Below are 22,805 nucleotides of genomic sequence, written 5' to 3'. Positions count from 1 at the left end.
GCCGACCGCCAGGTCGTGCGGTTACCCTCACCGCATGGGTCTGTTCCGACGGTCGTCGCGTCGAGCGAACGACGCCTCCGTGCCCGCGGAGCCGTCGCAGAAGGAGGTGCGCGAGGCGACGCTCGCGCACCTGCAGGAGTTCACGCGCACGCGCGTCGGCGTCGAGGCGTACGTCGAGCCGAAGACGAACGTCACGCCGACGACCGTGATGCTCGTGGCGACCGACGGCGAGTGGACGCGCCGCCGGGTCCCCGACGTGCGTGCCGCCGCCGAGCTCGCGCAGACGCTCGGCATCCCGGTCTACGACGTCCAGCGCACCGGCTACCCGCAGCGCGTGCGCGACTGGAACGCGCGGCAGCGGATCGAACGGCGCCGCGCGTCGTCCTGACCGGCCCGGGACCCGCCGCGGGCGCACTCACCGACGATTCGTGGGATGACTGTTCCCAGCATCACACCCGGAATCGTGCGCCCCGGGTTCGTTCGGTCGCGGCTTGGATGACAAGATGGTCGGCGACTGGGCAGACCCACGCCTCGAGCGCGCGGTCCGCCGACCCGTCGTCCTTGAGCTGAGGAGTCTGCACGTGGCCGAGACCACCGGCACCGCCTTCGACATCGTCGTCCTGGGAGCGGGAAGCGGTGGCTACGCGGCTGCCCTGCGCGCCGCCCAGCTCGGCAAGACCGTCGCCCTCGTCGAGGCCGACAAGGTCGGTGGGACCTGCCTGCACAAGGGCTGCATCCCGACCAAGGCGCTCCTGCACGCCGCCGAGCTCGCCGACAACGCCCGCGAGGGCGCGCACTACGGCGTGCACACGACGCTCGACCACGTCGACATGCCCGGCGTGAACCAGTACAAGGACACCGTCATCGGCGGCCTGTACAAGGGTCTGCAGGGGCTCATCAAGTCGCGCGGCATCACCGTCGTCGAGGGCTACGGCAAGCTCACCGGCCCGAACACGGTCGAGGTGAACGGCCAGACGCTGACCGGCGAGCACATCGTGCTCGCGACCGGCTCGTACGCGCGCTCGCTGCCCGGCCTCGAGATCGGCGGCCGGGTCATCACGTCCGACCAGGCGCTGCAGCTCGACTGGATCCCGCAGTCCGCGGTCATCCTCGGCGGCGGCGTGATCGGCTCGGAGTTCGCGAGCGTGTGGAAGTCGTTCGGCGCGGACGTCACGATCGTCGAGGCCCTGCCGCACCTGGTCCCCAACGAGGACGAGGCGCTGAGCAAGGCGTTCGAGCGTGCCTTCCGCAAGCGCGGCATCGCGTTCAACCTCGGCGTCCGGTTCTCCGGCGTCACGCAGGACGACAACGGCGTGCACGTCTCGCTCGAGGACGGCAAGACGTTCGACGCGGACGTGCTGCTCGTGGCCGTCGGCCGCGGGCCGAGCACCTCGGGCCTCGGCTTCGAGGAGCAGGGCATCACGCTCGACCGCGGCTTCGTCATCACCGACGAGAAGCTGCACACGGGCGTCGCGAACATCTGGGCCGTCGGCGACATCGTCCCCGGCCTGCAGCTCGCGCACCGCGGGTTCGCGCAGGGCATCTTCGTCGCCGAGCAGATCGCGGGCCTCAACCCGCAGCCGATCGTCGAGTCGGGCATCCCCCGCGTGACGTACTCCGAGCCCGAGGTCGCCTCCGTGGGCGTGACCGAGGCGCGCGCCAAGGAGCTCTACGGCGAGGACGGCGTCGAGTCGCTCGAGTACAACCTGGCCGGCAACGGCAAGAGCAAGATCCTCGGCACGCAGGGCTTCGTCAAGCTCGTGCGCCAGAAGGACGGCCCCGTCGTCGGCGTGCACATGATCGGCGCGCGCGTCGGCGAGCTCATCGGCGAGAGCCAGCTCATCGTGAACTGGGAGGCGTACCCGGAGGACGTCGCCGCCCTGGTCCACGCCCACCCGACGCAGAACGAGGCGCTCGGCGAGGCCCACCTGGCCCTCGCCGGCAAGCCGCTGCACGCCCACAACTGACCTGGAATCGAAGGAGACGACGCGGTCATGTCCCAGAACGTGCAGCTTCCTGCGCTCGGTGAGTCCGTCACCGAAGGCACCGTCACCCGCTGGCTGAAGAACGTCGGCGACACCGTGGAGGTCGACGAGCCCTTGCTCGAGATCTCCACCGACAAGGTCGACACCGAGATCCCGTCGCCGTTCGCCGGCGTGCTCGAGCAGATCCTCGTCCAGGAGGACGAGACGGTCGAGGTCGGCGCAGCGCTCGCCGTGATCGGTTCGGGCGAGGGCGCCGGGTCGTCCGACGAGGCGCCGGCCGAGCAGCCCGCCGCGCAGGAGGCCCCTGCCGAGCAGGCTCCCGTCGAGCAGCCCGCCGCCGAGGCGGCGCCCGCTCAGCAGTCGCCCGAGCAGCACGAGGAGGCCGCGCCCGCCGCGTCGGCGCAGGAGGCACCCGCGCAGGCGGCGGCCGCAGGCGACGCGCAGGACGTCACGCTGCCCGCGCTCGGCGAGTCCGTCACCGAGGGCACGGTCACGCGCTGGCTCAAGTCCGTCGGTGACGCCGTCGAGGTCGACGAGCCTCTGCTCGAGATCTCGACCGACAAGGTCGACACCGAGATCCCGTCGCCGCTGGCCGGCACGCTGACCGAGATCCTCGTCCAGGAGGACGAGACCGTCGAGGTCGGCGCTGTCCTGGCCCGCATCGGGTCCGCGACGCAGCAGGCCGCCCCGGCCGCCGCTCCGGCTCCGGCTCCCGCCGAGGCCGCCCCGGTACCCGTGCCCGCCGCGCAGGCGCCGGCGCCGGTGCCCGCGACCCCGGCACCGGCTCCCGCTGCGGCGGCACCGGCTCCCGCAGCCCCGGCTGCTCCGGCCGCAGCCTCCGCTGGCGAGACTGCGACAGCGCCGGCAGCCTCGGGCGGCTACCTCACGCCGCTCGTGCGCAAGCTCGCCGCGGAGAAGGGTGTCGACGTCGCGTCCCTGACGGGCACCGGCGTCGGTGGCCGCATCCGCAAGGAGGACGTGCTGGAGGCCGCCGCGAAGGCCGAGGCCGCCAAGGCCGCCGCCGCGCAGCCCGCCGCCGCGCCCGCCGCTGCCGCTCCCGCACCGGCCGCCAAGGTGCCCACGGTCTCGCCGCTGCGCGGCACGACCGAGAAGGCCAGCCGACTGCGCCAAATCATCGCCGAGCGCATGGTCGAGGCCCTGCACACGCAGGCGCAGCTCACGACCGTGGTCGAGGTCGACGTGACCAAGATCGCGCGCCTGCGCGCCGCCGCGAAGGAGGACTTCAAGGCGCGCGAGGGCACGAACCTCACGTTCCTGCCGTTCTTCGTGCTCGCCGCCATCGAGGGACTCAAGGCGTTCCCGAAGATCAACGGCGTCCTCGAGGGCAACCAGATCACGTACCACGGTCAGGAGAACGTCGGCATCGCGGTCGACACGGAGCGCGGCCTCGTCGTGCCCGTGGTCCGCGACGCGGGCGATCTCAACCTGGCCGGTCTGTCCCGCAAGATCGCGGACCTCGCGACCCGCACGCGGAACAACAAGATCGGTCCCGACGAGCTCTCGGGCGCGACGTTCACGGTGACCAACACCGGCTCGGGCGGCGCGATCATCGACACGCCGATCGTCCCCGGCGGCACGTCGGCGATCCTCGGCACGGGCGCGATCGTCAAGCGCCCCGCCGTGGTGAAGGGCCCCGAAGGCGAGGACGTCATCACGGTCCGGTCGATGTGCTACCTCTGCCTGTCCTACGACCACCGGCTCGTGGACGGCGCGGACGCCTCGCGGTACCTCTCCGCCATCAAGGCCCGGCTCGAGGAGGGCGCGTTCGAGGCCGAGCTCGGCCTCTGACGCCCCATTCGTCGCGCGCAACGGCCCGGTCCCCTCGCGGGGGTCGGGCCGTTCGCGCACCCGTCCGCAAGCGACGCGGGAAGTGACTGCGGGCGCAGGTCAGGCCGTTCGAATCTAGGGTGACGGGATGCGCATCGTCGTCGCTGGCTCCCACGGCTTCATCGGCTCGGCCCTGCTCCCCCGGCTGCGGTCGGCGGGTCATGACGTGCACGTGCTCGTGCGGCACGCGCAGACGCGGCCCGAGGAGATCGCATGGGACCCCGCACGCGGGTCGCTGGCACCCGACGCCCTGCGGGGGTTCGACGCCGTCGTGAACCTCGCCGGGACCAACCCCGGCACCCGGCCGCTCACCGAGGCGCGCAAGCGCGACGTGCTGGCCTCACGGGTCGACACCGCGGGGCTGCTGGCGCGCAGGCTCGCGACGCTCGACGACGGCCCGCGCGTGCTGCTCCAGGCGTCGGGGATCGGCGCGTACGGGGACCGGGGCGACACCGAGGTCGACGAGACCGAGCCGCTCGGCACCACGTTCTTCGCCGACGTCGTGCGCCAGTGGGAGGCGGCCACCGAGCCCGCTGCCGCGGCCGGGGTGCGCGTGGCGCACCTGCGGACCGGGGTCGTGCTGGGCGCCGGCGGTGGCGCGCTGCGACCGCTGTGGCCGATCCTGCGCGCCGGGCTGGGCGGCCGGCTCGGCTCGGGCCGCCAGTACTGGTCGTGGATCACGCTGGACGACGAGGTGCGGGCGATCGAGCACCTGCTGACCGCTGACGTCGCCGGCCCGGTCAACCTCGTCACGCGTGCCGACCGGAACGCCGACGTCGTCGAGGCCCTCGCGCAGGCTGTGCACCGGCCGGCGCGCGTGCCAGTCCCGGCGTTCGCGCTGCGGCTCGCGCTGCGCGACTTCGCCTCCGAGGTGCTCGGGTCCGTGCGTGCGGTCCCCGCCGCGCTCGAGGCGAGCGGGTTCGTGCCCGAGCACCGTGACCTGCCGGCCGCCGCACGGTGGGCGGCCGAGCAGTCCTAGGGCTCAGGTGGCGGGGGCCACGTCCCACACCCGCCAGCCCTGGTCGGTCCAGCGCAGCACGAGCACGACCGTCGAGGTCGCGGCAGGACCGCCGGCTCGTCGCGAGCCGTCGGCGGCCACGCGCTCGTACGCGCTGGTGGTGCTCGTGACCTGCACGCGCACCTCGTCGTCGCTCGACCCGGCGTCGTCGCGCGGAGCTTCGAGCCGCTCGACGTCCGTCACCGACACCTCGAGGCCGCTGACCCGGTCACCGTCGAGCTGCGCCACGAGCCGGGAGTCGGCCTCGTGCGCGGGCGAACCGACCACCTCGACCTCGTGCAGCGCTGCCGCGCGTCCCTGTGCGAGCAGGGACGCACGCCGCTGCGTGAGCGCGACCGCTGCGTCCCGCGGATCGGTCCGGGCGGGCACCGACGTCGCCCGCGGGCCCGCGACCGGGCCGGGCGCCGCGGCGGCCGTCCCCCCGTCGGTGGTCGCGCGCCACGGTGCGACGAGCACGGTCACCGTCACCGCGGCGGCCAGCACCACGGCGCACGCACCGGCGATCATCACGCGCGCCACGCCGGGTCGCCCGGCCGGGCCGCGCCCTCTCACGGGACCGCTCTCCACGTCGCTCGCCGGGCGGAGCCGACTGGTCGCGCCGTGCCGTCCGGCTCTCGCACCACCCCGTCGCGCGCGGCCCCCGCTGTCGCCGCGGGCCGTCGCGCGCAGCGACCCCAGGTCGTGCGCCACGTCCCGCCCGGTCCCGGCCCGGTCGGGCAGCCGCACCGGCTGCGGCACGGCGACGCGGAAGCACCGGTCCACCACGCGCGCGGCGCTCGGCGCAGGCTCGTGCAGCAGGTCCTCGAGCGCCTCACCGAGCGAGCCGTCTCCCCCGCCCGTGCCGGGCACGGCGAGCGGCTCGAGCACCGCGGCGAGCAGCGCACGGACGTCGGCGGCGGACTCGTCGGACGCCGTGGGGACGTGCCGCAGCGCGACACCCAGCCCGGCGAGCACCGGACGCCCGTCCGCGTCGACGACGATCGAGCGCGGACCGACGCCGCCGTGCTGGATGCCGACGGCGTGCATCGCCTCGAGCGCCTGCGCGACCGGGATCGCGAGGGTCGCGGCCTCGCCGTCGGACAGGGGTCCACGCGCGGCGCACAGCCGGACGAGGCTGAGGCCGGGCAGGTGCTCGGAGAAGACCCCGATCTCGGCGGCCGACAGCGGCACCACCTCGAGCACGCGCACCAGGTGCTCGTGCCGCACCGACCGCCACGCGCCGACGCGCGCACGCGTCGTGTCGTCGGCCGGCAGCACGTGCAGCTCGACGCGGCGCTCCGAACCATCGAGCGCGACCGCGACCAGCGCGCCGTCGTCCCCGGGGGCCAGGGCGCGGTAGCCCGCAGCGGCGAGCGCCAGGTCGACCTCGGGGCTGACTCGCACGTCACTCGTCATGGACGCACATCGAAGCGGAGTGCGCATCCGGGCGTCGTCGCTCGTCCACAGGCCCGCGCGCGGGCTCAGGTGAGCCGGACCACCTCGTCCTCGGCCGCCGACCGCCGCGCGGCGTCGAGCACGCGCGCGGTCGCGACCGCATCGGCCGGGTCCACCGGCGCCGGTGCGCCACCGAGCACCCACTCCGCGAGGGCCGGGTAGATGTCGTGGTGCCCCCCGCGCGGCGCGGGCACCGGCGTGCGCTCGGCGCCGCGGACGAGCCAGCCCTCGTGCACCGGCTCACCGGGACGGCGGCTCTCCTCGTACGCGTCGTCGAGCGCCTCGAACGGGGTCGGCTCGCCCTCGAAGCTCGTCACGAGGTACGCGGCCCGCGCTCCGAGCACGCGCGTCCGCGGGCCAGGCGCGCCCACGAGCCCGCCTGCCTGCAGGTGGCTCAGGACGCCGCTGTCGTGGTGCAGCGCCAGGAACACGTCGTCGACCGCGGGCGTCGTGCGCGCCGCGAGCTCGGCGTACACCTGACGCACGGGACCGAACAGCTGCACCGCGGAGTCGACGAGGTGCGAACCGAGGTCGAGCAGCAGGCCGCCGGCGTCCTCGTCGTTCTCCTTCCACCGGTCCTGCGGCTGCGGGCGGAACCTCTCCCAGCGCCGCTCGAACCGGTGCACGGGCCCGAGCTCGTCGCGTCCCAGCAGGTCCAGCAGCGCGAGCTGCTCGGGGTCCCAGCGACGGTTCTGGAAGACCGTGAGCCGTCCGTCGGCGCGCGCAGCCAGGGCGGCGGCGTCCTGCGCCGTCGTCGCGAGCGGCTTGTCGACCAGCACGTGAGCACCCGCCGCGAGCGCCTCCGTCGCGTGCGCGACGTGCTCGCCGGTCGGGCTCGCGACGACGACGAGGTCCACGCCGTGCAGGTCGGACAGCAGGGCGTCGACGTCGGGGACGACGCGCGCGTCGGGCCAGTCGGCGGCCACCTGGTCGGATCGGCTGCCGGTCACGACCGCCACCACCTGCTGCCCCGCGGCCCGGACCAGACGCGCGTGGATCCCCCGGCCCGCGCCCCCGTAGCCGATCAGCGCGACTCGTAGCGTGCTCATGCGCCTCACCCTAGGACCGCCGACAGCGCCTAGGCTGACCGGCATGCTGTTCGAGGAGCTCGAGCTCGGGACCCGGCTGCTCCCCTACGTCCCGACGTGGGATCGGCAACGCGAGGTGCACGCCGCCGTCGTCGCGGGCGGTGAGGACACCGTGCTGCTCTGCGAGCACGAGGACGTCTACACCGCCGGGCGCCGCACCGCGGCGTGGGACCGCCCCGTCGACGGCACACCCGTGGTCGACGTCGACCGCGGGGGCCGGATCACGTGGCACGGGCCGGGTCAGCTCGTCGGCTACCCGATCGTGCGGCTGCGCGAGCCCGTGGACGTCGTGCGCTACGTGCGCGCGCTCGAGCAGGCGCTCATCGACACGTGCACCGACCTGGGGCTCACCGCGACGCGCGTCGAGGGACGCAGCGGCGTGTGGTTCGAGGCGCGGCCCGGCGGCCTGCAGCGCAAGGTCGCTCAGATCGGTGTCCGCGTGTCCCGTGGCGTGACGATGCACGGCTTCGCGCTGAACTGCGAGCCCGACCTGCACGCGTTCGACCGCATCGTGCCGTGCGGCATCCCGGACGCGGACGTGACGTCGCTGAGCGTCGAGCTCGGCCGCCGCGTCCCGATCGCCGAGGTGGTGCCGCTCGTGCGTGAGCACCTCGCGCACGAGCTCGCGCCGCTGCTCGCCACGCAGCCTGCCGACGCGCGCTGACGCGCACCGACCTCCCGCACCGACCCGTCCGCGCGTCAGGCCGCGGTCGTCAGCTCCTCCGCGACGCCCATCGCCCACGCCCGGACGGCGTCGAGGTCGCGGTAGTCGCCGTCCTGCGCCCGCACCAGGGCGACGAGCGCGCGCTCGGACATCGACAGCGACGCCTTGTCGAGAGCTCCGATGAAGCACTTCGCCTCACGCGCCCCCGTGGCCGTGACCATGGCCTCGACGTCGTCGGGCACGCTCGTCGTCGGGTGGCTGCCGACCGGGCCCGACCAGAACAGCCACACGGGACGCAGCCTCAGGTGGGCACCCTGGCGCACGACGAGGTCGCGCAGGGACGCAGCCAGCCGGCCGACGTACACCGCGGAGCCGAGGACGACGGCGTCGTACGGCATCACGCGCTCGACGTCGTCCGGCGCGGTCACGTCGACCGTGTGCCCGGCCTCCCGCAGGACCGCGGCGACGACTTCGCCCATCTCGGCGGTCGCCCCGTGGCGGGACGCAACGCTCACCAGCACTCGCATGGTCGTCTCCTCCCAGAAGGCACCGTTGCCTGCGTCCAGCCTGACCGCTGACCAGCCCCGCGGCGCGGGACCCAGGTCCCGTGACTGTGACGCCCGCCTCGTGCGTGCGCGGGTGCACCCGTGCGCGCTGCGGCTAGTGTGGCCACGTGACGATCGCACCCGAGGGGCGCCGGATGCTGCGCGTGGAGGCACGCAACGCCCAGACGCCCATCGAGAGAAAGCCCGAGTGGATCCGCACGCGCGCCACCATGGGCCCGGAGTACTCCGAGCTCAAGGGCCTGGTGAAGCGTGAGGGCCTGCACACCGTGTGCGAGGAAGCCGGCTGCCCCAACATCTTCGAGTGCTGGGAGGACCGCGAGGCGACATTCCTCATCGGCGGTGACCAGTGCACGCGGCGGTGCGACTTCTGCCAGATCGACACGGGCAAGCCCGCGGACTTCGACGCCGACGAGCCGCGCCGCGTCGCGGAGTCCGTGCAGGCGATGGGCCTGAAGTACTCCACGGTCACCGGCGTCGCGCGCGACGACCTGCCGGACGGCGGGGCGTGGCTGTACGCCGAGACGGTCCGCCAGATCCACGCGCTCAACGCGGGCACGGGTGTCGAGCTGCTGATCCCGGACTTCAACGCGATCCCCGAGCTGCTCGACGAGGTCAACGCGTCGCGGCCCGAGGTGCTCGCGCACAACCTCGAGACCGTGCCCCGCATCTTCAAGCAGATCCGGCCCGGTTTCCGGTACGACCGGTCGCTGTCGGTCATCACCCGGGCGCGTGAGGCCGGTCTGGTCACCAAGTCCAACCTCATCCTCGGGATGGGCGAGACGTACGACGAGGTCGTCGAGGCGCTCGGTGCGCTGCACGACGCGGGCTGCGACCTGATCACGATCACGCAGTACCTGCGCCCGTCGGTGCGGCACCACCCCGTGGACCGGTGGGTGCGGCCCGAGGAGTTCGTCGAGCTGTCGACCGTCGCCGAGGAGCTCGGGTTCCTGGGCGTCATGTCCGGCCCGCTGGTGCGCTCGTCGTACCGGGCCGGTCGCCTGTGGGGCCAGGCCATGCGCCGCCGCGGCCTGCCGATCCCCGACGCGCTCGCGCACCTGGGTGAGCCGACCACCGCACGCCAGGAGGCGTCGAGCCTGCTCGCCCGCTGAGCCGGGCCCGTCCCAGCGCCTCCGACGACTGGTGCGTGCACGCTCCTCGGACGCGCGCGAGGTGACCCCCGACGCTCGGTAGACTCGGCCGCATGGCCCGTGACAAGTCCGCCTCCCCCGCCGCGCCCAAGACCAAGAAGGTGCGCTGGTACCACCAGGTGTGGGAAGCGTTCAAGATGACGCGGGAGACCGACCCCGCGATCACCTGGATCCTGCTGGCGACGTTCGTCGGCATCCTGGGCATCGGCATCATCGTCGGCCTCGTCCTGGACGCGGTCGTCTACTTCATCCTGCTGTCGCTGCCGTTCGCGCTGCTCGCTGCGATGTTCCTCCTGGCGCGGCGCGCGGAGGCCGCCGCGTACTCTCGGATCGAGGGCCAGCCCGGCGCCGCACTGGCCGCGCTGCGCACCATCCGCCGTGGCTGGACGTTCGTCGAGGAGCCCGTCGCGATCGAGGCCCGCTCGCAGGACATGGTCTTCCGGGGCGTCGGCCGGCCGGGCATCGTGCTCGTCGGCGAGGGCGGCGGCAACGTCGCTCGCCTCCTGGAGTCGGAGCGCAAGCGAACGACTCGCGTGCTCCCGACCGTGCCCGTCACCGTCCTGCAGACCGGGCGCGGCGAGGGCCAGGTGCCGTTGCCGAAGCTCCCGTCCACGGTGCGCCGGCTCAAGCCGAAGCTCACCAAGCAGGAGGTCGCGGAGGTCACCAAGCGCCTGCAGGCGCTCGGCGGCGCGCGGCTTCCCGTGCCGAAGGGCGTCGACCCGATGCGTGCTCGCCCCGACCGCAAGGGCATGCGCGGCCGCTGAGCCGGCCCGCTGGTCTCGACGCCGCCGACCGGCGTGCGAGCCACCGGCGGACGTGGGTCAGCGGCGGACGATCGCCGTCCCTGCGGCGCGGTCGTGCAGGCCGCGGCCGTCGGAGTCCCACACGACCGCGGGGATGACCAGGCACAGCAGGAACGTGCGCAGCGCGGCGCGGCCGAACCCAGGCGCGCGACCGTCGTCGGGCAGCGGCCCGTCCGGGGTCACGCCGGCGCGGCGCACGCGGATGCCCAGCACCCGGTGCCCGACCGTGAACCCGAGCGTGCCGACCAGCACGAGGTTCTCGACCGCGAAGATGGCGAGCGTGACCATGCCGTCGGCGCGCTGCCAGAAGGGGCCGGTCGCGTCACCGGCGAAGAAGGCGGAGGCGAGCAGGAGGCACAGCGTCCAGTCGAGGACGAGCGCGACCGCCCGGCGCCCGATCGTCGCCGCCGATCCGCTCCCCTGCGCCGGCAGACCCAGGGCGGTACCCCGGCCACCGCCGCCGGACGGCCCGCCCTCGAGCCACGACCCCACGTTCTGCCTCGTCGTCACCTGCTCAGCCTAAGCGGGGCCAGTCGCCCGCCCGAACCGCCTGCAGGGGCCACGCGTTCGCATGATCGTTACACCCGCGCGCTGCGCGTAACCTCACGGAAACACTTGCCTCACATCAGAGAAACGGCCCACGCCTAGCGTCTGGCTAGCCCGATGCGGGCACCATCGACCGAGGAGCAGCGGATGTTCAGCAAGCCAGAGGAAGTCCTGGCGTTCATCAAGAGCGAGGACGTCAAGTTCGTCGACGTGCGATTCTGTGACCTGCCGGGCGTGATGCAGCACTTCAACGTCCCGGCCCAGTCGCTGGACGCCGACTTCTTCACGGACGGCCAGATGTTCGACGGCTCGTCGATCCGCGGCTTCCAGGCGATCCACGAGTCTGACATGAAGCTGGTGCCGGACGTCACGACCGCCTACGTCGACCCGTTCCGCGCGGAGAAGACGCTCAACATCAACTTCCACATCGTCGACCCGTACACCGACGAGCCCTACAGCCGCGACCCGCGTCAGGTCGCCGCGAAGGCCGAGGCGTACCTGAAGTCGACCGGCATCGCGGACACCGCGTTCTTCGCGCCCGAGGCCGAGTTCTACATCTTCGACGACATCCGCTTCGAGACGAAGCAGAACGCGTCGTACTACTACATCGACTCCATCGAGGCCGCCTGGAACACGGGCCGCGTCGAGGAGGGTGGCAACCTCGGCCACAAGACGCCCTACAAGGGCGGCTACTTCCCCGTCCCGCCGGTCGACCACTTCGCCGACCTGCGCGACCAGATCTCGCTGCAGCTGGACGCGCTCGGCCTCGGTGTCGAGCGCGCGCACCACGAGGTCGGCACCGCCGGCCAGGCGGAGATCAACTACCGCTTCGACGAGCTCGCCAAGTCGGCCGACAAGGTGCAGCTCTTCAAGTACGTCGTGAAGAACGTCGCGCACGCCGCGGGCAAGACCGCGACGTTCATGCCGAAGCCCCTGTTCGGCGACAACGGCTCGGGCATGCACGTGCACCAGTCGCTGTGGAAGAACGGCGAGCCGCTGTTCTTCGACGAGAAGGGCTACGGCGGCCTGTCCGACCTCGCCCGCTGGTACATCGGTGGCCTGCTCAAGCACGCGCCCGCGCTACTGGCGTTCACGAACCCGACGGTGAACTCCTACCACCGCCTGGTCCCGGGCTTCGAGGCGCCGGTGAACCTGGTCTACTCGGCCCGCAACCGCTCCGCGTGCATCCGCATCCCGGTCACCGGTTCGAACCCGAAGGCCAAGCGCATCGAGTTCCGCGTGCCGGACCCGTCGTCGAACCCCTACCTGGCGTTCGCGGCCATGCTCATGGCCGGCATCGACGGCATCCAGAACCGCATCGAGCCGCCCGAGCCGGTCGACAAGGACCTGTACGAGCTGCCCCCCGAGGAGCACGCCCTGATCCAGCAGGTCCCGGGCTCGCTCTCCGAGGTGCTCGACAACCTCGAGGCCGACCACGACTGGCTGACCGCCGGCAACGTGTTCACGCCGGACCTCATCCAGACCTGGATCGACTACAAGCGCTCCGCCGAGGTGGACCCGATTCGTCTGCGGCCGCACCCGCACGAGTTCGAGCTCTACTACGACGTGTGATCGGCCCTAGCGGGTTGACCTGCGACGACGCTGCCCGAGCCGGGGCCTAGTCCGCAGGGAGTCCGCGAGAGGTCGCCTGGACCGAGGCCACGTGCTCGGTGATCGCTGCTCCGATCGCCGAGCGCGTGGCCTCTTCCGTGCCCGGAAACAGGTGCGAGTACGTGTCGAGCGTCGTCTTCGCGGACGCGTGACGAAGCCGCTCCTGGACGACCTTCACGGAGAGCCCCGCCTCGATGAGCAGGCTCGCGTAATGGTGCCGCAGGTCGTGGAACCGGAAGCCGTCCGGCAGGCCGACCGCCTCGCGGACCGCTCGCACCGCCCGGTCGATCTGCCAGGGCGGCACCTGCTCCCCCGTCGGCTGCTCGACCATCCAGGTGCGCTCGTCGGCGCCATCGGCGAGGAGAAGCGCGAGCTCGTTCGGGATCGGCACCGGCGTCCGTGACGTCTCGGTCTTCAACGGATCGGCCGGCCACTGCACCGCGGGCGAGATCACGCCGCGCATCAGGTCGACGTCGGCGACGCGCAGGCCGCACACCTCCGCTGTCCGCAGACCGGCGAACGCGCCGAGCAGCACCGCCGCGCGAAGGTGTCCCGGCACGACGTCGTGCAGCGCCCAGACCTGCTCCGGCGAGGCGACGTAGGGACGCTGCTTGCCCGCTCCCGGCGACGTGCGGCGCGAGCACGGGTTCCGCGGCAGCACACCGTCGTGCACCGCGTCACCGAGGATCTGGGACAGCCTGCCGTGCAGCGCGTAGACGTAAGAGTCCGCGGCGCCCTCCGCCTTGAGCTTCGCCGTCCACGCCTTCACGTGGGACGGCCGCACCGACTGCAGGGGCACCGCCCCGAACTCCTCGACGATCTTCGCGACGTGCACGCGGGCCTGGCGGACGGTCGAGGGGCGCCGCGTCGCGTAGCCCTCGAGCCACGTGGCGCACCACTGCCCCACCGTCTTCTTCGCGGTCTTCGGGTCGACGTAGGTGCCCGTGACGATCGTTGCCGTGACCTCGTCGAGCCACCGCTGCGCGTCCACCTTCCGCGCGAAGTGCCTCGCGTGCTCCTTGCCGGCGGCGTCCCTGTAGCGGGCGCGCCAGACGCCGTCAGCGCGCTTCTTGACGCTGGCCACGAACTGCCTCGACATCGCTTCGAACCATCGCAACACGCTTCTCCAGCGCGCGGTGCCGTTCACGCACCGACTCGATCTGCTGCTGACAGAAGAGCAGCCGGCGCTCGATGACACGCAGCTCGGCTCTCGCATCCTCTGCCGCAGCGCTATCGACCGCCACCGCCTCGCTCTCCCTCACCTGTGCGGCTCGCACCGTGTACTCGTCCCGCTCGATAGCGAGTTCTGCCAGCACGTCCACGAAGTGGTCCCGCATCAACGCAAGAGTGAGCGGGTCAAGCCGGTCTAGCGCGTGGGGTGACTCCGCGATCGTCCCCGCGGACAGCTGCGCGCGAATCGGAAACGCCCACCACTGTGCGACCTCGGAGACCGAGGCGAACTCCCCGGGCCGCACGTCGAGACTGTCGATGACATCCGCGGGCAGGGTTAGCGACAGTGGGGACACCTTGAGCGCTGTCGCAAGAACAGCAATCTCGTGGACACCGATCGTGGTCTTCCTCCGGTGCTCAAGGTTCACGATCGCGTTGCGCGGAATCTCATAACCGGCTTCCGCTGTCAACTCACTCAAGCGCTGCGCACTGATGCCCTGGCGTCGCCGCTCGGCTCGCACCGCTAGGCCGATCGCGGCCGTCCAGTCCCCAGGCCAGCCCGCATCTTGTGTCATGGAGACACACTAGCCCCATCCCCTTGCGTCTTGCGCCAGCATCACCCATCATGGCTTCCACCAGCACAACACGACGGGCCATTCGTGTTCTAGCAACACTTAGGGAGCTCTCATGGCAAGGATCCTGCTCACGCTGGACCAGGCGGCCGAGCGCACGGGCATCAGCAAGGCCACGTTCAGGTGGCTGCGACACCAGGACCGCGGACCAAAGTTCGGCGTCATCGCCGGACGTCTGCGGATCTACGAGGACGACCTCGAGCGGTGGATCGAGCGCGAGCTCGAATCGACCGCCACCGGCGGCGCCGCGTGACCGCGGCGCCCGTCACCAAGAAGAAGGCCGGGCACCTGGTGCAACAGGTCCCGGCCACGATCCCGACCCCTAGCAGGGAGTTCAAGATGAGCGCCATCATGCCCGACCGCGCGACGACGCGCGAGCCTGTGGCCGTCGACTTCCACTACGCGTGGTGCGACCCGCGCTACTGCTGCCGCGACGACATGTGGGGCGACGGCCTCGAGACGGGGGTCCTCCACTGCTCGGCACCGCTCGTCTGGCCCGGTGACCCGGCTCGGCCGGTGTCGGGTCAGCGCGGATCGGTGCACGTCCAGAGGTGGCGCGCCGACTGGTCCGAGGACGAGACCCCGCTGATCGCGATCGTCGAGCCGCCGGACGAGCTCGCGCCGGAGTCGCTCGCGGAGTACGCGTACTGGCTCATCGACGCACGCTGGGACTTCCTGCGCGCGACGACACCGCGCCCCGCCGCCGACGCACCCTGCCCCGAGTGGTGCACGAAGGCGCAGGACCAGGGTCAGGACGTCCACGAGTGGCAGCTGCAGGCCGGCATGGTCACCGCGACCGCCCCGCGCTGGACGCGGGTGCACAGGGGCGTCGTGGGGCGTGCGTGGGTGGAGCAGCTCGAGTCCACGACGCCCGACGGCGGCACGGAGCTGCGCCGTCGGCGAGCGATGGGTCGGGTCCGTGCGGAGGACGCAGGGTGAAGCCGCTCGACGCGGTACGAGCGATGGTCGCGGACGCGCTCGGCACCGAGCCCGTCGACCGGTACACCGCGGCGCGCGCTCGAGCCGCTCGCGAGAAGCCCGACCGGATGACGTTCCAGCCAGTGCGCCGTGCTCGCCGCAAGACGGCGAAGCGCGATCAGCGGCGGGAGTACGTCGACCAGCTCCGAGAGCAGGGCTTCGACGCCGAGTACCTCGCGGACCGCTACGGGAGGCGCCGGTGAGCATGAAGGCCCTCACTGCCGCCGTGAGGTACATCGAGGCGCAGCCCGCAGGGTCGCTCGCGGGCTGCGCCCCGGCACTTCTGCTCGTGCTGGCCGACATCGCGAACGACGAGGGCCGTGGCTGGCCTTCGGTCGCGACGCTCGCTCGACGGGTCAACCGCGACGAGCGGAACGTCCAGCGAGCCCTGAGCGTGCTCGTCGGCGCCGGCGCGGTGGCGCGCGAGGAGCGTCGAGGCCGCGCCACCGCCTACACCGTCACCCCCGGCGTAGGCGCCACCCCCGGCGCGCAAGTCACCCCCGGCGTAGGCGCCACCCCCACCCCCGGCGCTGACGTCACCCCACCCCCGGCGTCAGCGTCACCCGCCCCCGGCGTAGACGTCACCCAGAACCCTCTACCAACCCTCACTGAACCCGAAGGTGAACCCTCACCCGCGCGCGCGAGCCAGGACGTCGCGGTACCGGATGCGTTCGACGAGTTCTGGGCCGCGTACCCGCGGCGGACCGACAAGAAGCGCGCACGGGCAGCGTGGGCGAAGGCGCGGCGGTCGCACGACGCGACGCAGCTCGTCCAGTGGGCCCGGGCCTTCGCGGCGGACCCGAACCTGCCCGAGTCGCAGTTCGTGCCGCACCCGAGTACCTGGCTGAACGGCGAGCGGTGGACGGACCTGCCGCTGCCGGCGCGTCACCAGTCGCAGACCGCTCAGCAGGCCGTGCAGTCCAAGAACCTGCGCTCGTTGGAGCGCAACGTGCGCGCCGTGCAGGCCGAGCTCAGCGAACGCGAGCGAGCCGGGCTCGCACTTCTCGACGACGCCTTGGCGCAGGAGCGCCGGCAGATCGGAGGCCGCTGACCATGTCGACCCTTGCTGAACGGACCGACCTGCAGGTGCTGCTGACCGCGGACGCCTCGCTGTACGGGTACGAGGTCAGCGACGTCATGCTCAACACGTTCCTGCGGTTCCTCGATGTCGGCGTGACGCGCGACCAGATCGCTCGGGCGCTGGTCGACCACCGTCGCGAGTCGGACCGGCGGTTCACCCCTGCTGTGGTCAACACCTGGGTGCGGCGCCAGCGGGCGGCGTCGAGCGCGCGACTGGCGTACCCGCCGCCGCAGTCGCTCGACGGTGACCCGCTGCGCGAGATTCCGTGGCTGCGCACGTACAACGAGGCCGTCGAGGGCGGCGCGACCCCACAGGCGGCGTACGTGCTGGCGTGCCGAGCACACGGCTGCGATCCCGAGGCGGCGTTCCCCGATGAGCTGGCGAAGCAGCGCGCGTATCGAGTGATCGAGCAGTACGCGGCGGACGCGCGGGCACGGCTCCACGTGTCCACGGCGCCAGAAGGACCGGAGGCCGCGTGATGACGATCGACTGGGAGACCCACGAGGACCGGTGCCGGTCCATCCATCTCTCGCTGAAGCTGCAGGAGTCGGCGATCCAGGACGTGGTCGCAAGTGTCGAGCGCAAGCTCGAGCTCTGGAACGAGTGGCAAGCGTTGCTCATCGAGCTGCGGGCCTATGCGGGGGCCGTCATGGAGCGCGATGCCGAGGCGTTGGGGCTGGTCGCGCTCGTGTACGGCACCGATCTCGTCGGCGATGGGAGCGGGGCGTGAGCGGCGAGCGACGAACGGAGCAGGGACTCACGCTGACCACGGCTGCAGACCACACGGAGGCGGCATGAACTCGCAGGCGGAGTTGTCCGCGAGCCTCGTCGAGCTGCGCGCCGCGGGCCGGCCGGTCCCGTGCATGGACACCTCTGCCGAGGCGCGCAGGGCGTGGACCTCGGACGACCATGCCGAGCAGTCGATCGCTGCGCGTCTGTGCGCCGGCTGCGCCGGGCTGGCGGGCTGTCGCCGGTTCGTCGAGGACCACCCCGACGAGTGGGGTGTCTACGCGGGGTCGACCGATCGCGAACGGCAACCCGGACGCCCACGGCAGAGCCCGAGGGCGGCAGGGGCCGCATGACGGGCCGCGCCCGCGTCGAGATCGCGAGGGACGGAACGCCGCGCCTCGTGATCGACGACGAGTGGACGCTGCTGGAGCTCGGCGGTCTGGTCGAGATGACGAACCGCGGGCGACAGCGGCGCGGGTTGCTCCCGCTCGAGCACGCATCCAGCGTCGTCGCGCCCGCACGGGCCGCGGTCGCTCTGCTCGGGGTTGTGCAGTCACAACCCTTCGACGCTCAGGTGGCCGCACCGGGTGGAGCGTGGATCACGACAACAGAAGCAGCCAGGCGGATGGGGATCAGTCCTCAGGCGATCACGAAGAGGGCTCGAGCCGGTTCGATCACGGCGACGAAGGCCGCGGGCTGCTGGTGGATCGACGCGAAGGAGACAGCACAGTGAGCATCGGGAACCCGTGGATCGGAGCGTGGAACAAGATCATCGGCGACGGCCTGGCGACCGCGGAGGACGTGCTCTCGCGCACCGCAGTCCCCAGCTCCGCACGTGCCGCGTGGTACCCGGTGCGAGACGGTCTGCGCGAGATCCGCGACGAGATGCAGACGCTGTCGCGTCAGGCGACCACGGCCTCGCTCAACCGCGACCTGGTCCCGCAGGCACGGGTGCGGGTGCTCAAGGAGTACCGCGAGCAGGCTCGCGAGAAGATCGCTCCGAACGCGAGCGCGGTGACCGCGGCCGTCCAGCGCACCATCGAGATCCTGCGAGAGGCGTCCTCGCCGCAGCGGCCCGCGCCGCACGACGCCGCACAGGAGACCGCGATCCTCGGCATCAAGGCTGACCTGCAGATGGTCCTCGCGCCGGCAGGAACGGGGCTCGACCTGACCGCACGTCTGCGCCGTCTCCTCGAGCGCGCCCTGCGTGACGGTGACACCCTGCGCGCCTGGGTCCTGTGCTCGCAGTGGGGCGAGGACTACCTGACCTCGCGCGACGCCGAGCAGTACGTCTCCTCGTGGTCCATCTACCTGAGCGAGACGCTCTCGAAGTTCACGCCTGCCGGGCAGATCGGCGAGGTCCGCAACGCGTACGACGACCTGACCAACCCCCAGACGGGCGCGACCGGGATCGTGCTCGCGATGAACACCCTCATCGACCGAGTCCTCAACGAGATGGTCGAAGCGGCCGTTCGAGCCGAGGGCAACGCGATCGTGCTCACTCCCTCGCTCACGTGACCGGGGCACACCCCCTCCCCCCCCGGGGCCAAGGCCACCCCGAGGCATAGGGCCGATCTCTCCCTGACGTTTTTTCCACCACAGCCCGGAAGGGGAACCCATGACCGCAGGAGAGCCGCACGAGGACGCGATGCGCGCCGGTGCCCGTCTCGCGGACATCGCACGAGCGCTCAGCGAGCCACCGCCCGAAGGCAAGGAACGAGTGCTGCGCCTGATCAACGAGGCCGCGGCGTCCCCCGGAGAGATCGCGTACCTGTGCGCCTGCCTCGTGGGCGTCTGGGAGGACACGGTCGTCGAGTGGGCAGGCGGCGACGTCGAACGAGCGCGGCGGGCGTTCGCAGCCGCCGCGCCCAGCATCGTCGCCGACGCCGCAGCCCTCGGGGCCGACGTCATCGTGCAGTCGATCCTCGACCGCGACGGGGAGGTGCACGGTGTCTGAGATCGCGTCCGCCTACGTCTCCATCCTGCCCAGCTTCAAGGGCGGCGAGGCCAGCATCACCAAGCAGCTCGACGGCCCCATCTCCAAGGCCTCGCAGACCGCCGGCAAGACCTCAGGGACCGCCTACGGCAACTCGTTCTCGACGTCGGCCAGCGGCGTGATGAAGGCCGCTCTCGGCGCCGCGGTCATCACGTCCGCCGCCGCTGCCGCCAAGGACTTCATCGGCTCGTCGATCGACGAGGCCCGCGAGGCGCAGAAGGTCGGCGCAACCACCGAGCAGATCATCAAGACCACGGGCGGTGCGGCGAAGATCACCGCCGCCCAGGTTGGCGACCTCGCGACGGCCATCTCGCTCAAGACGGGCATGGATGACGAGGCGATCCAGTCGGGCGCGAACCTGCTGCTGACCTTCAAGAACGTCAAGAACGAGGTCGGCGAGGGCGCGAACATCTTCGACCGCGCGACCGCGGCTGCCGCGGACCTGTCGGCGGCCGGCTTCGGCGACCTCAACGGCGCGAGCAAGCAGCTCGGCAAGGCGCTGAACGACCCGATCAAGGGCATGGCCGCTCTGTCCCGCTCCGGGGTGACGTTCACCGCCGAGCAGAAGGAGCAGGTCAAGGCCCTCATGGCGACCGGGGACATCCTCGGTGCGCAGAAGATCATCCTCGGCGAGGTCGAGGGCCAGGTCGGCGGAACCGCGGCGGCGTCGGCGACGGCGGCCGAGAAGATGGCCGTCGGCTGGGGGAACCTGCAGGAGTCGATCGGCACGCTGCTCCTGCCCGTCATCGACCAGCTGCAGGGCGTGCTCACCGCAGCGTTCGCCTGGATCTCCGAGAACACCTGGGTGCTCGGCGCGTTCGCCGGCGGCGTGACCGCCATCGCGCTCGCGATGGGCGTCGCCAAGATCGCGACCATCCAGTGGAGCGCCACCCTGCTCGCCAACCCCATCACCTGGATCGTCCTGGGCATCGTCGCGCTCATCGCTGCGCTCGTGCTGCTGATCGCGAACTGGGACAGCGTCGTCGCCTGGCTCAAGAAGGTCTGGGGCGGCATCGTCGACTGGCTCGGCGGCGTCTGGGACTCCATCGTCAGCGGCGTCCGTGCCGGCTGGGACGCGGTCGTGCGCTGGATCAAGGACGCCGCGACCAAGGTCGTCGGCTTCTTCATGAAGTGGTCGCTCATCGGCGTCATCGCCTCGAACTGGGACTCGATCAAGTCCGGTGCGACGAGCGCGTGGAACGGCATCGTCGACTGGATCCGGGGCGTCCCCGGCAAGGTCGTCGGCTTCTTCAAGACCTGGACGATCGTCGGGCAGATCGCATCCCACTGGACCCAGATCAAGGCGGGCGTCGAGGACATCTGGGGCAAGATCCTCGACTTCTTCAAGGCGGTCCCGGGCAAGATCAGCGGCGCGTTCTCCGGTCTCGGGTCTGCGCTGACGAGCCCGTTCCGCAGCGCGTTCAACTCGATCGCCGGCTTCTGGAACCGCACGGTCGGGTCGCTGAGCTTCTCGATCCCCGACTGGGTGCCTGGCATCGGCGGCAACAGCTTCTCGCTGCCGAAGATCCCACTGCTCGCACAGGGCGGCATCGTCACCTCGGCCACCGCGGCGATCCTGGGCGAGGGCGCCGAGCCCGAGGCGGTCCTTCCGCTGTCCCGGCTCGACGGGATGCTCGAGCGCGCCGCCTCGTCCGGCGGCGGCATTCCGCGCGAGCTCGTCGTCGTCGACTCCGACGGCGCACTCATCGGGCGCATGCGAGTCGAGGCCGGTGGCGTGATGACGGGCGCAGTGCGGCCCCTGGACGCGGGGGTGGTCGCGTGGGCGCGGTGAGGAGCGCGGGAGAAGGCCCGGTGCGACTAGGTCAGAGGGCCTGCGGCCTCGACTGCGTCACGGATCTTGCGAGCAGCCCTTAGTTGGGCGCTCCGAGACGGGAGGACACGGTGGTCAACACTCGCATGGTCCTCGGGGTACATGGCCTCGCACCCGCAGGCGCACGGCTGCTGCCCGTCGTCGTAGCAGGGCAGGCCGATCTCGTTCGCCAGATGGACAGGCAATGGCCACGTACCGATCAGGGGCGAGTTTCCTTCCCACCGGGAAGCGGCGTCGGCCACCGAGACGTGGCCGCGGAGAGTCGAAGTCATCCCGTCGTGATCCGACGGGGCAAACGCCGTCTTCGACATCTTCTCGCCGTCGAACATCGCGCGCGGCACGTTGCGCCGCAGGATCTCGCCTGGCTCGGTGAGCTCAGGTCCGGTCGCAGTCAACGGAGAACCCCGGTCTCAAGGAAGCGCACGAAGACCTCAGGGTCGAAGGGCGCTGTCATCTCGTCGGCCTGATCAGCTTCCGGATCGTCGAGGCACAAGAACATCTCCGTGCCCTGATGTTCAATCGAAGCGGTGAGGAAGAGTCCCCGCACCTCACGCTCGACCACCACGGATCCGTCGGGCTGAGCGATGACGATCGCGCGGTCACCTGAGAGCCTGCCGAGCGCCGGGACCAACTCGCGCGCGGCCTCGAGTGTGTCGATCTCGACGGCACGACTGTTGGGCCCCCACCATCCGTCGGTGAGCGCCTCGACCTCGTCAATGCGTCGCGACAGAGTCTTCTCCTCTAGGGACCGAACGATCTCAACATCGGTCACTTCGTGTAGGACCTTGAATCGGCCCTCAACATCTGGCGCCGCCCAGCCCTGTACCCGGACGTCAGGTGCGGTGACGCCATCCTCGGCCATGACCGACTTGACGAATGTCGCCAGTGTGGTCTCACCATCGGCAATCTCGCAACGGGTGAGCCCCCGGCGCCCGACAGTGCGGAGATGGAACGTCTTGTCCGTCCCGTCCAGCTCAGTGATGATCCCCTCGACCCACACCGGTTCGGGCTCCGGATCGGCGCTCAGCGCGACTGCGATCTGCCTCAGCGTCTCCCGCACGTCGGCAGTGACCGCAACGACCTCGGAAGGCTCCGCATCCAGCGGTGCCCCCGGCGGCACGATGCCCACCTCGATCGCTTCCAAGTCGTAGAGGGACTTGCCGATCTTCGCGAGTCGAGCGACATCCTCGGCGGCCATCGAAGGCGGCACCGCGAGATCGTCGCGGACGGTCGTGAGGGCCCGCACCAGCTTCTCCGGGGCACGCTGCATGGCCGGATAGATCTCGTCCAGGTCATCGTCGCGCCAGCCTGCTGGCTTCATCAAGACGAGGTGCGGTCGAGCGCTGCCATCACCGATCGAGACGAGCCGAACGTCGAACGCTTCTTCGAAGCCGGCCGGCACGCGCTCGCGCCACGGATGATCCTCGAGCCATCCCTCGCGCGCGAACTGGAACAGGGCCTCGACAACTGGACGGAGTTCGGCCGCGGACTCCGCGGGCATGCCCTTCGCATCGAACCGCTCGCCCGTGAGGCGCAGGTGCAGGAAGAGCTCCGGGCTCTCGGCCGCGCCCTTGCCTGCAGGGGCCCCCTCGTCAGCCATGCCGGGGAACGTAGCACCGCCTGCCGACGCGGCGGGCAAGTTCGCCGGGCGAACTTCGGTAAGGCTCCAGAAGGCCG

General features: G+C 71.5%; 26 protein-coding genes. 19 read left to right on the top strand and 7 right to left on the bottom strand.

The features are described 5' to 3' along the window. Nucleotides 1–34 precede the first annotated feature (34 nt). The 4 genes from CGE01nite_RS08410 to CGE01nite_RS08395 all read left to right on the top strand — a co-directional run bounded on the left by CGE01nite_RS08410 (nucleotide 35) and on the right by CGE01nite_RS08395 (nucleotide 4,812). Complete coding sequence (locus CGE01nite_RS08410; protein WP_053071492.1) at nucleotides 35–388, top strand: hypothetical protein; 354 nt, start codon at nucleotides 35–37, stop codon at nucleotides 386–388. Nucleotides 389–581: 193 nt separating this feature from the next. After that, nucleotides 582–1,967: a dihydrolipoyl dehydrogenase gene (gene lpdA, locus CGE01nite_RS08405; RefSeq protein ID WP_141370230.1), complete on the top strand. Its 1,386-nt coding sequence runs from the start codon at nucleotides 582–584 to the stop codon at nucleotides 1,965–1,967. 27 nt (nucleotides 1,968–1,994) lie between these two features. Continuing rightward, entirely contained in the window at nucleotides 1,995–3,794 is a 1,800-nt protein-coding gene (gene sucB / locus CGE01nite_RS08400) for a 2-oxoglutarate dehydrogenase, E2 component, dihydrolipoamide succinyltransferase (RefSeq protein ID WP_141370228.1), read from the top strand. A gap of 127 nt (nucleotides 3,795–3,921) precedes the next feature. Next, on the top strand, nucleotides 3,922–4,812 hold the full coding sequence (locus CGE01nite_RS08395) for a TIGR01777 family oxidoreductase (RefSeq protein WP_141370226.1): 891 nt from the start codon (nucleotides 3,922–3,924) through the stop codon (nucleotides 4,810–4,812). Nucleotides 4,813–4,815: 3 nt separating this feature from the next. Here the strand turns inward: CGE01nite_RS08395 and CGE01nite_RS08390 are convergent, their stop codons facing one another. Both CGE01nite_RS08390 and CGE01nite_RS08385 read right to left on the bottom strand, forming a co-directional pair. Next, entirely contained in the window at nucleotides 4,816–6,246 is a 1,431-nt protein-coding gene (locus tag CGE01nite_RS08390) for a protein kinase family protein (protein ID WP_141370224.1), read from the bottom strand. Nucleotides 6,247–6,311: 65 nt separating this feature from the next. Then, a complete protein-coding gene (locus tag CGE01nite_RS08385; RefSeq protein ID WP_141370222.1) occupies nucleotides 6,312–7,334 on the bottom strand; it encodes a Gfo/Idh/MocA family oxidoreductase in 1,023 nt (340 codons plus the stop codon). Nucleotides 7,335–7,377: 43 nt separating this feature from the next. Between CGE01nite_RS08385 and lipB the strand changes: the two genes are divergently transcribed. Then, the gene (gene lipB, locus CGE01nite_RS08380; protein WP_141370220.1) at nucleotides 7,378–8,037 is read left to right on the top strand and encodes a lipoyl(octanoyl) transferase LipB; all 660 of its coding nucleotides are present in this window, start codon (nucleotides 7,378–7,380) and stop codon (nucleotides 8,035–8,037) included. A 35-nt stretch (nucleotides 8,038–8,072) separates the two neighbouring features. On the opposite strand, the gene CGE01nite_RS08375 is transcribed toward lipB, so the two are convergent. After that, nucleotides 8,073–8,564, bottom strand: coding sequence for a flavodoxin domain-containing protein (locus CGE01nite_RS08375; RefSeq protein WP_048343620.1), 492 nt, complete (start codon nucleotides 8,562–8,564; stop codon nucleotides 8,073–8,075). Nucleotides 8,565–8,710: 146 nt separating this feature from the next. Here CGE01nite_RS08375 and lipA point away from each other — a divergent pair, with 146 nt between their 5' ends. Both lipA and CGE01nite_RS08365 read left to right on the top strand, forming a co-directional pair. Further along, on the top strand, nucleotides 8,711–9,712 hold the full coding sequence (lipA, locus tag CGE01nite_RS08370) for a lipoyl synthase (protein WP_048343621.1): 1,002 nt from the start codon (nucleotides 8,711–8,713) through the stop codon (nucleotides 9,710–9,712). Between the two features lie 92 nt (nucleotides 9,713–9,804). Next, complete coding sequence (locus CGE01nite_RS08365) at nucleotides 9,805–10,515, top strand: DUF4191 domain-containing protein (RefSeq protein WP_141370218.1); 711 nt, start codon at nucleotides 9,805–9,807, stop codon at nucleotides 10,513–10,515. Nucleotides 10,516–10,572: 57 nt separating this feature from the next. Here the strand turns inward: CGE01nite_RS08365 and CGE01nite_RS08360 are convergent, their stop codons facing one another. After that, complete coding sequence (locus tag CGE01nite_RS08360; protein WP_141370216.1) at nucleotides 10,573–11,064, bottom strand: RDD family protein; 492 nt, start codon at nucleotides 11,062–11,064, stop codon at nucleotides 10,573–10,575. Between the two features lie 183 nt (nucleotides 11,065–11,247). Here CGE01nite_RS08360 and glnA point away from each other — a divergent pair, with 183 nt between their 5' ends. Then, the gene (gene glnA / locus CGE01nite_RS08355; RefSeq protein WP_048343624.1) at nucleotides 11,248–12,672 is read left to right on the top strand and encodes a type I glutamate--ammonia ligase; all 1,425 of its coding nucleotides are present in this window, start codon (nucleotides 11,248–11,250) and stop codon (nucleotides 12,670–12,672) included. A 46-nt stretch (nucleotides 12,673–12,718) separates the two neighbouring features. Here glnA and CGE01nite_RS08350 read toward each other — a convergent pair whose 3' ends face one another. Both CGE01nite_RS08350 and CGE01nite_RS08345 read right to left on the bottom strand, forming a co-directional pair. Further along, entirely contained in the window at nucleotides 12,719–13,810 is a 1,092-nt protein-coding gene (locus tag CGE01nite_RS08350) for a site-specific integrase (RefSeq protein WP_170210927.1), read from the bottom strand. After that, on the bottom strand, nucleotides 13,770–14,456 hold the full coding sequence (locus CGE01nite_RS08345; RefSeq protein ID WP_141370214.1) for a hypothetical protein: 687 nt from the start codon (nucleotides 14,454–14,456) through the stop codon (nucleotides 13,770–13,772). The genes CGE01nite_RS08350 and CGE01nite_RS08345 overlap by 41 nt, the downstream gene beginning before the upstream one ends. A 112-nt stretch (nucleotides 14,457–14,568) precedes the next feature. On the opposite strand from CGE01nite_RS08345, the gene CGE01nite_RS08340 reads away from it, so the two are divergent. The 11 genes from CGE01nite_RS08340 to CGE01nite_RS08295 all read left to right on the top strand — a co-directional run bounded on the left by CGE01nite_RS08340 (nucleotide 14,569) and on the right by CGE01nite_RS08295 (nucleotide 21,089). Next, nucleotides 14,569–14,766, top strand: coding sequence for a helix-turn-helix domain-containing protein (locus CGE01nite_RS08340; protein ID WP_141370212.1), 198 nt, complete (start codon nucleotides 14,569–14,571; stop codon nucleotides 14,764–14,766). A gap of 86 nt (nucleotides 14,767–14,852) precedes the next feature. Continuing rightward, entirely contained in the window at nucleotides 14,853–15,452 is a 600-nt protein-coding gene (locus CGE01nite_RS08335) for a hypothetical protein (RefSeq protein WP_141370210.1), read from the top strand. Continuing rightward, nucleotides 15,449–15,694, top strand: a complete 246-nt coding sequence (locus CGE01nite_RS08330; protein ID WP_141370208.1) for a hypothetical protein — start codon at nucleotides 15,449–15,451, stop codon at nucleotides 15,692–15,694. The genes CGE01nite_RS08335 and CGE01nite_RS08330 overlap by 4 nt, the downstream gene beginning before the upstream one ends. A 2-nt stretch (nucleotides 15,695–15,696) precedes the next feature. After that, a complete protein-coding gene (locus CGE01nite_RS08325) occupies nucleotides 15,697–16,542 on the top strand; it encodes a helix-turn-helix domain-containing protein (protein WP_229747429.1) in 846 nt (281 codons plus the stop codon). Between the two features lie 2 nt (nucleotides 16,543–16,544). Beyond that, nucleotides 16,545–17,051, top strand: a complete 507-nt coding sequence (locus CGE01nite_RS08320) for a hypothetical protein (RefSeq protein WP_141370204.1) — start codon at nucleotides 16,545–16,547, stop codon at nucleotides 17,049–17,051. After that, nucleotides 17,048–17,302, top strand: a complete 255-nt coding sequence (locus CGE01nite_RS16950) for a hypothetical protein (protein ID WP_170210926.1) — start codon at nucleotides 17,048–17,050, stop codon at nucleotides 17,300–17,302. The genes CGE01nite_RS08320 and CGE01nite_RS16950 overlap by 4 nt, the downstream gene beginning before the upstream one ends. After that, nucleotides 17,208–17,654 carry a WhiB family transcriptional regulator gene (locus tag CGE01nite_RS17540; RefSeq protein WP_141370202.1) on the top strand — a complete coding sequence of 149 codons (447 nt, stop codon included), beginning with the start codon at nucleotides 17,208–17,210 and terminating at the stop codon, nucleotides 17,652–17,654. Before CGE01nite_RS16950 ends, CGE01nite_RS17540 begins: the two co-directional genes overlap by 95 nt. Continuing rightward, on the top strand, nucleotides 17,651–18,034 hold the full coding sequence (locus CGE01nite_RS08310; protein WP_141370200.1) for a helix-turn-helix domain-containing protein: 384 nt from the start codon (nucleotides 17,651–17,653) through the stop codon (nucleotides 18,032–18,034). The genes CGE01nite_RS17540 and CGE01nite_RS08310 overlap by 4 nt, the downstream gene beginning before the upstream one ends. Beyond that, complete coding sequence (locus CGE01nite_RS08305) at nucleotides 18,031–18,819, top strand: hypothetical protein (RefSeq protein ID WP_141370198.1); 789 nt, start codon at nucleotides 18,031–18,033, stop codon at nucleotides 18,817–18,819. The genes CGE01nite_RS08310 and CGE01nite_RS08305 overlap by 4 nt, the downstream gene beginning before the upstream one ends. A gap of 100 nt (nucleotides 18,820–18,919) precedes the next feature. Continuing rightward, nucleotides 18,920–19,258 carry a hypothetical protein gene (locus CGE01nite_RS08300; protein WP_141370196.1) on the top strand — a complete coding sequence of 113 codons (339 nt, stop codon included), beginning with the start codon at nucleotides 18,920–18,922 and terminating at the stop codon, nucleotides 19,256–19,258. Next, nucleotides 19,251–21,089, top strand: coding sequence for a phage tail tape measure protein (locus CGE01nite_RS08295; protein ID WP_141370194.1), 1,839 nt, complete (start codon nucleotides 19,251–19,253; stop codon nucleotides 21,087–21,089). Before CGE01nite_RS08300 ends, CGE01nite_RS08295 begins: the two co-directional genes overlap by 8 nt. 430 nt (nucleotides 21,090–21,519) lie before the next feature. On the opposite strand, the gene CGE01nite_RS08290 is transcribed toward CGE01nite_RS08295, so the two are convergent. Continuing rightward, entirely contained in the window at nucleotides 21,520–22,728 is a 1,209-nt protein-coding gene (locus CGE01nite_RS08290) for a hypothetical protein (RefSeq protein WP_141370192.1), read from the bottom strand. Nucleotides 22,729–22,805: the final 77 nt, after the last annotated feature.

This window comes from Cellulomonas gelida, assembly GCF_006538725.1.
Lineage (GTDB): Bacteria > Actinomycetota > Actinomycetes > Actinomycetales > Cellulomonadaceae > Cellulomonas > Cellulomonas gelida.
This window is presented reverse-complemented; position numbering and strand designations above follow the sequence as displayed.

Excerpts from the sequence above, each read along its gene's own strand:
- CGE01nite_RS08410 (WP_053071492.1), top strand. The coding sequence starts at position 35 with ATGGGTCTGTTCCGACGGTCGTCGCGTCGAGCGAACGACGCCTCCGTG.
- sucB (WP_141370228.1), top strand. The coding sequence starts at position 1,995 with ATGTCCCAGAACGTGCAGCTTCCTGCGCTCGGTGAGTCCGTCACCGAA.
- CGE01nite_RS08395 (WP_141370226.1), top strand. The coding sequence starts at position 3,922 with ATGCGCATCGTCGTCGCTGGCTCCCACGGCTTCATCGGCTCGGCCCTG.
- CGE01nite_RS08390 (WP_141370224.1), bottom strand. The coding sequence starts at position 6,246 with ATGACGAGTGACGTGCGAGTCAGCCCCGAGGTCGACCTGGCGCTCGCC.
- CGE01nite_RS08385 (WP_141370222.1), bottom strand. The coding sequence starts at position 7,334 with ATGAGCACGCTACGAGTCGCGCTGATCGGCTACGGGGGCGCGGGCCGG.
- lipB (WP_141370220.1), top strand. The coding sequence starts at position 7,378 with ATGCTGTTCGAGGAGCTCGAGCTCGGGACCCGGCTGCTCCCCTACGTC.
- CGE01nite_RS08375 (WP_048343620.1), bottom strand. The coding sequence starts at position 8,564 with ATGCGAGTGCTGGTGAGCGTTGCGTCCCGCCACGGGGCGACCGCCGAG.
- CGE01nite_RS08365 (WP_141370218.1), top strand. The coding sequence starts at position 9,805 with ATGGCCCGTGACAAGTCCGCCTCCCCCGCCGCGCCCAAGACCAAGAAG.
- glnA (WP_048343624.1), top strand. The coding sequence starts at position 11,248 with ATGTTCAGCAAGCCAGAGGAAGTCCTGGCGTTCATCAAGAGCGAGGAC.
- CGE01nite_RS08350 (WP_170210927.1), bottom strand. The coding sequence starts at position 13,810 with ATGTCGAGGCAGTTCGTGGCCAGCGTCAAGAAGCGCGCTGACGGCGTC.
- CGE01nite_RS08345 (WP_141370214.1), bottom strand. The coding sequence starts at position 14,456 with ATGACACAAGATGCGGGCTGGCCTGGGGACTGGACGGCCGCGATCGGC.
- CGE01nite_RS08340 (WP_141370212.1), top strand. The coding sequence starts at position 14,569 with ATGGCAAGGATCCTGCTCACGCTGGACCAGGCGGCCGAGCGCACGGGC.
- CGE01nite_RS08335 (WP_141370210.1), top strand. The coding sequence starts at position 14,853 with ATGAGCGCCATCATGCCCGACCGCGCGACGACGCGCGAGCCTGTGGCC.
- CGE01nite_RS08325 (WP_229747429.1), top strand. The coding sequence starts at position 15,697 with ATGAAGGCCCTCACTGCCGCCGTGAGGTACATCGAGGCGCAGCCCGCA.
- CGE01nite_RS08320 (WP_141370204.1), top strand. The coding sequence starts at position 16,545 with ATGTCGACCCTTGCTGAACGGACCGACCTGCAGGTGCTGCTGACCGCG.
- CGE01nite_RS17540 (WP_141370202.1), top strand. The coding sequence starts at position 17,208 with ATGCGGGGGCCGTCATGGAGCGCGATGCCGAGGCGTTGGGGCTGGTCG.
- CGE01nite_RS08310 (WP_141370200.1), top strand. The coding sequence starts at position 17,651 with ATGACGGGCCGCGCCCGCGTCGAGATCGCGAGGGACGGAACGCCGCGC.
- CGE01nite_RS08300 (WP_141370196.1), top strand. The coding sequence starts at position 18,920 with ATGACCGCAGGAGAGCCGCACGAGGACGCGATGCGCGCCGGTGCCCGT.
- CGE01nite_RS08290 (WP_141370192.1), bottom strand. The coding sequence starts at position 22,728 with ATGGCTGACGAGGGGGCCCCTGCAGGCAAGGGCGCGGCCGAGAGCCCG.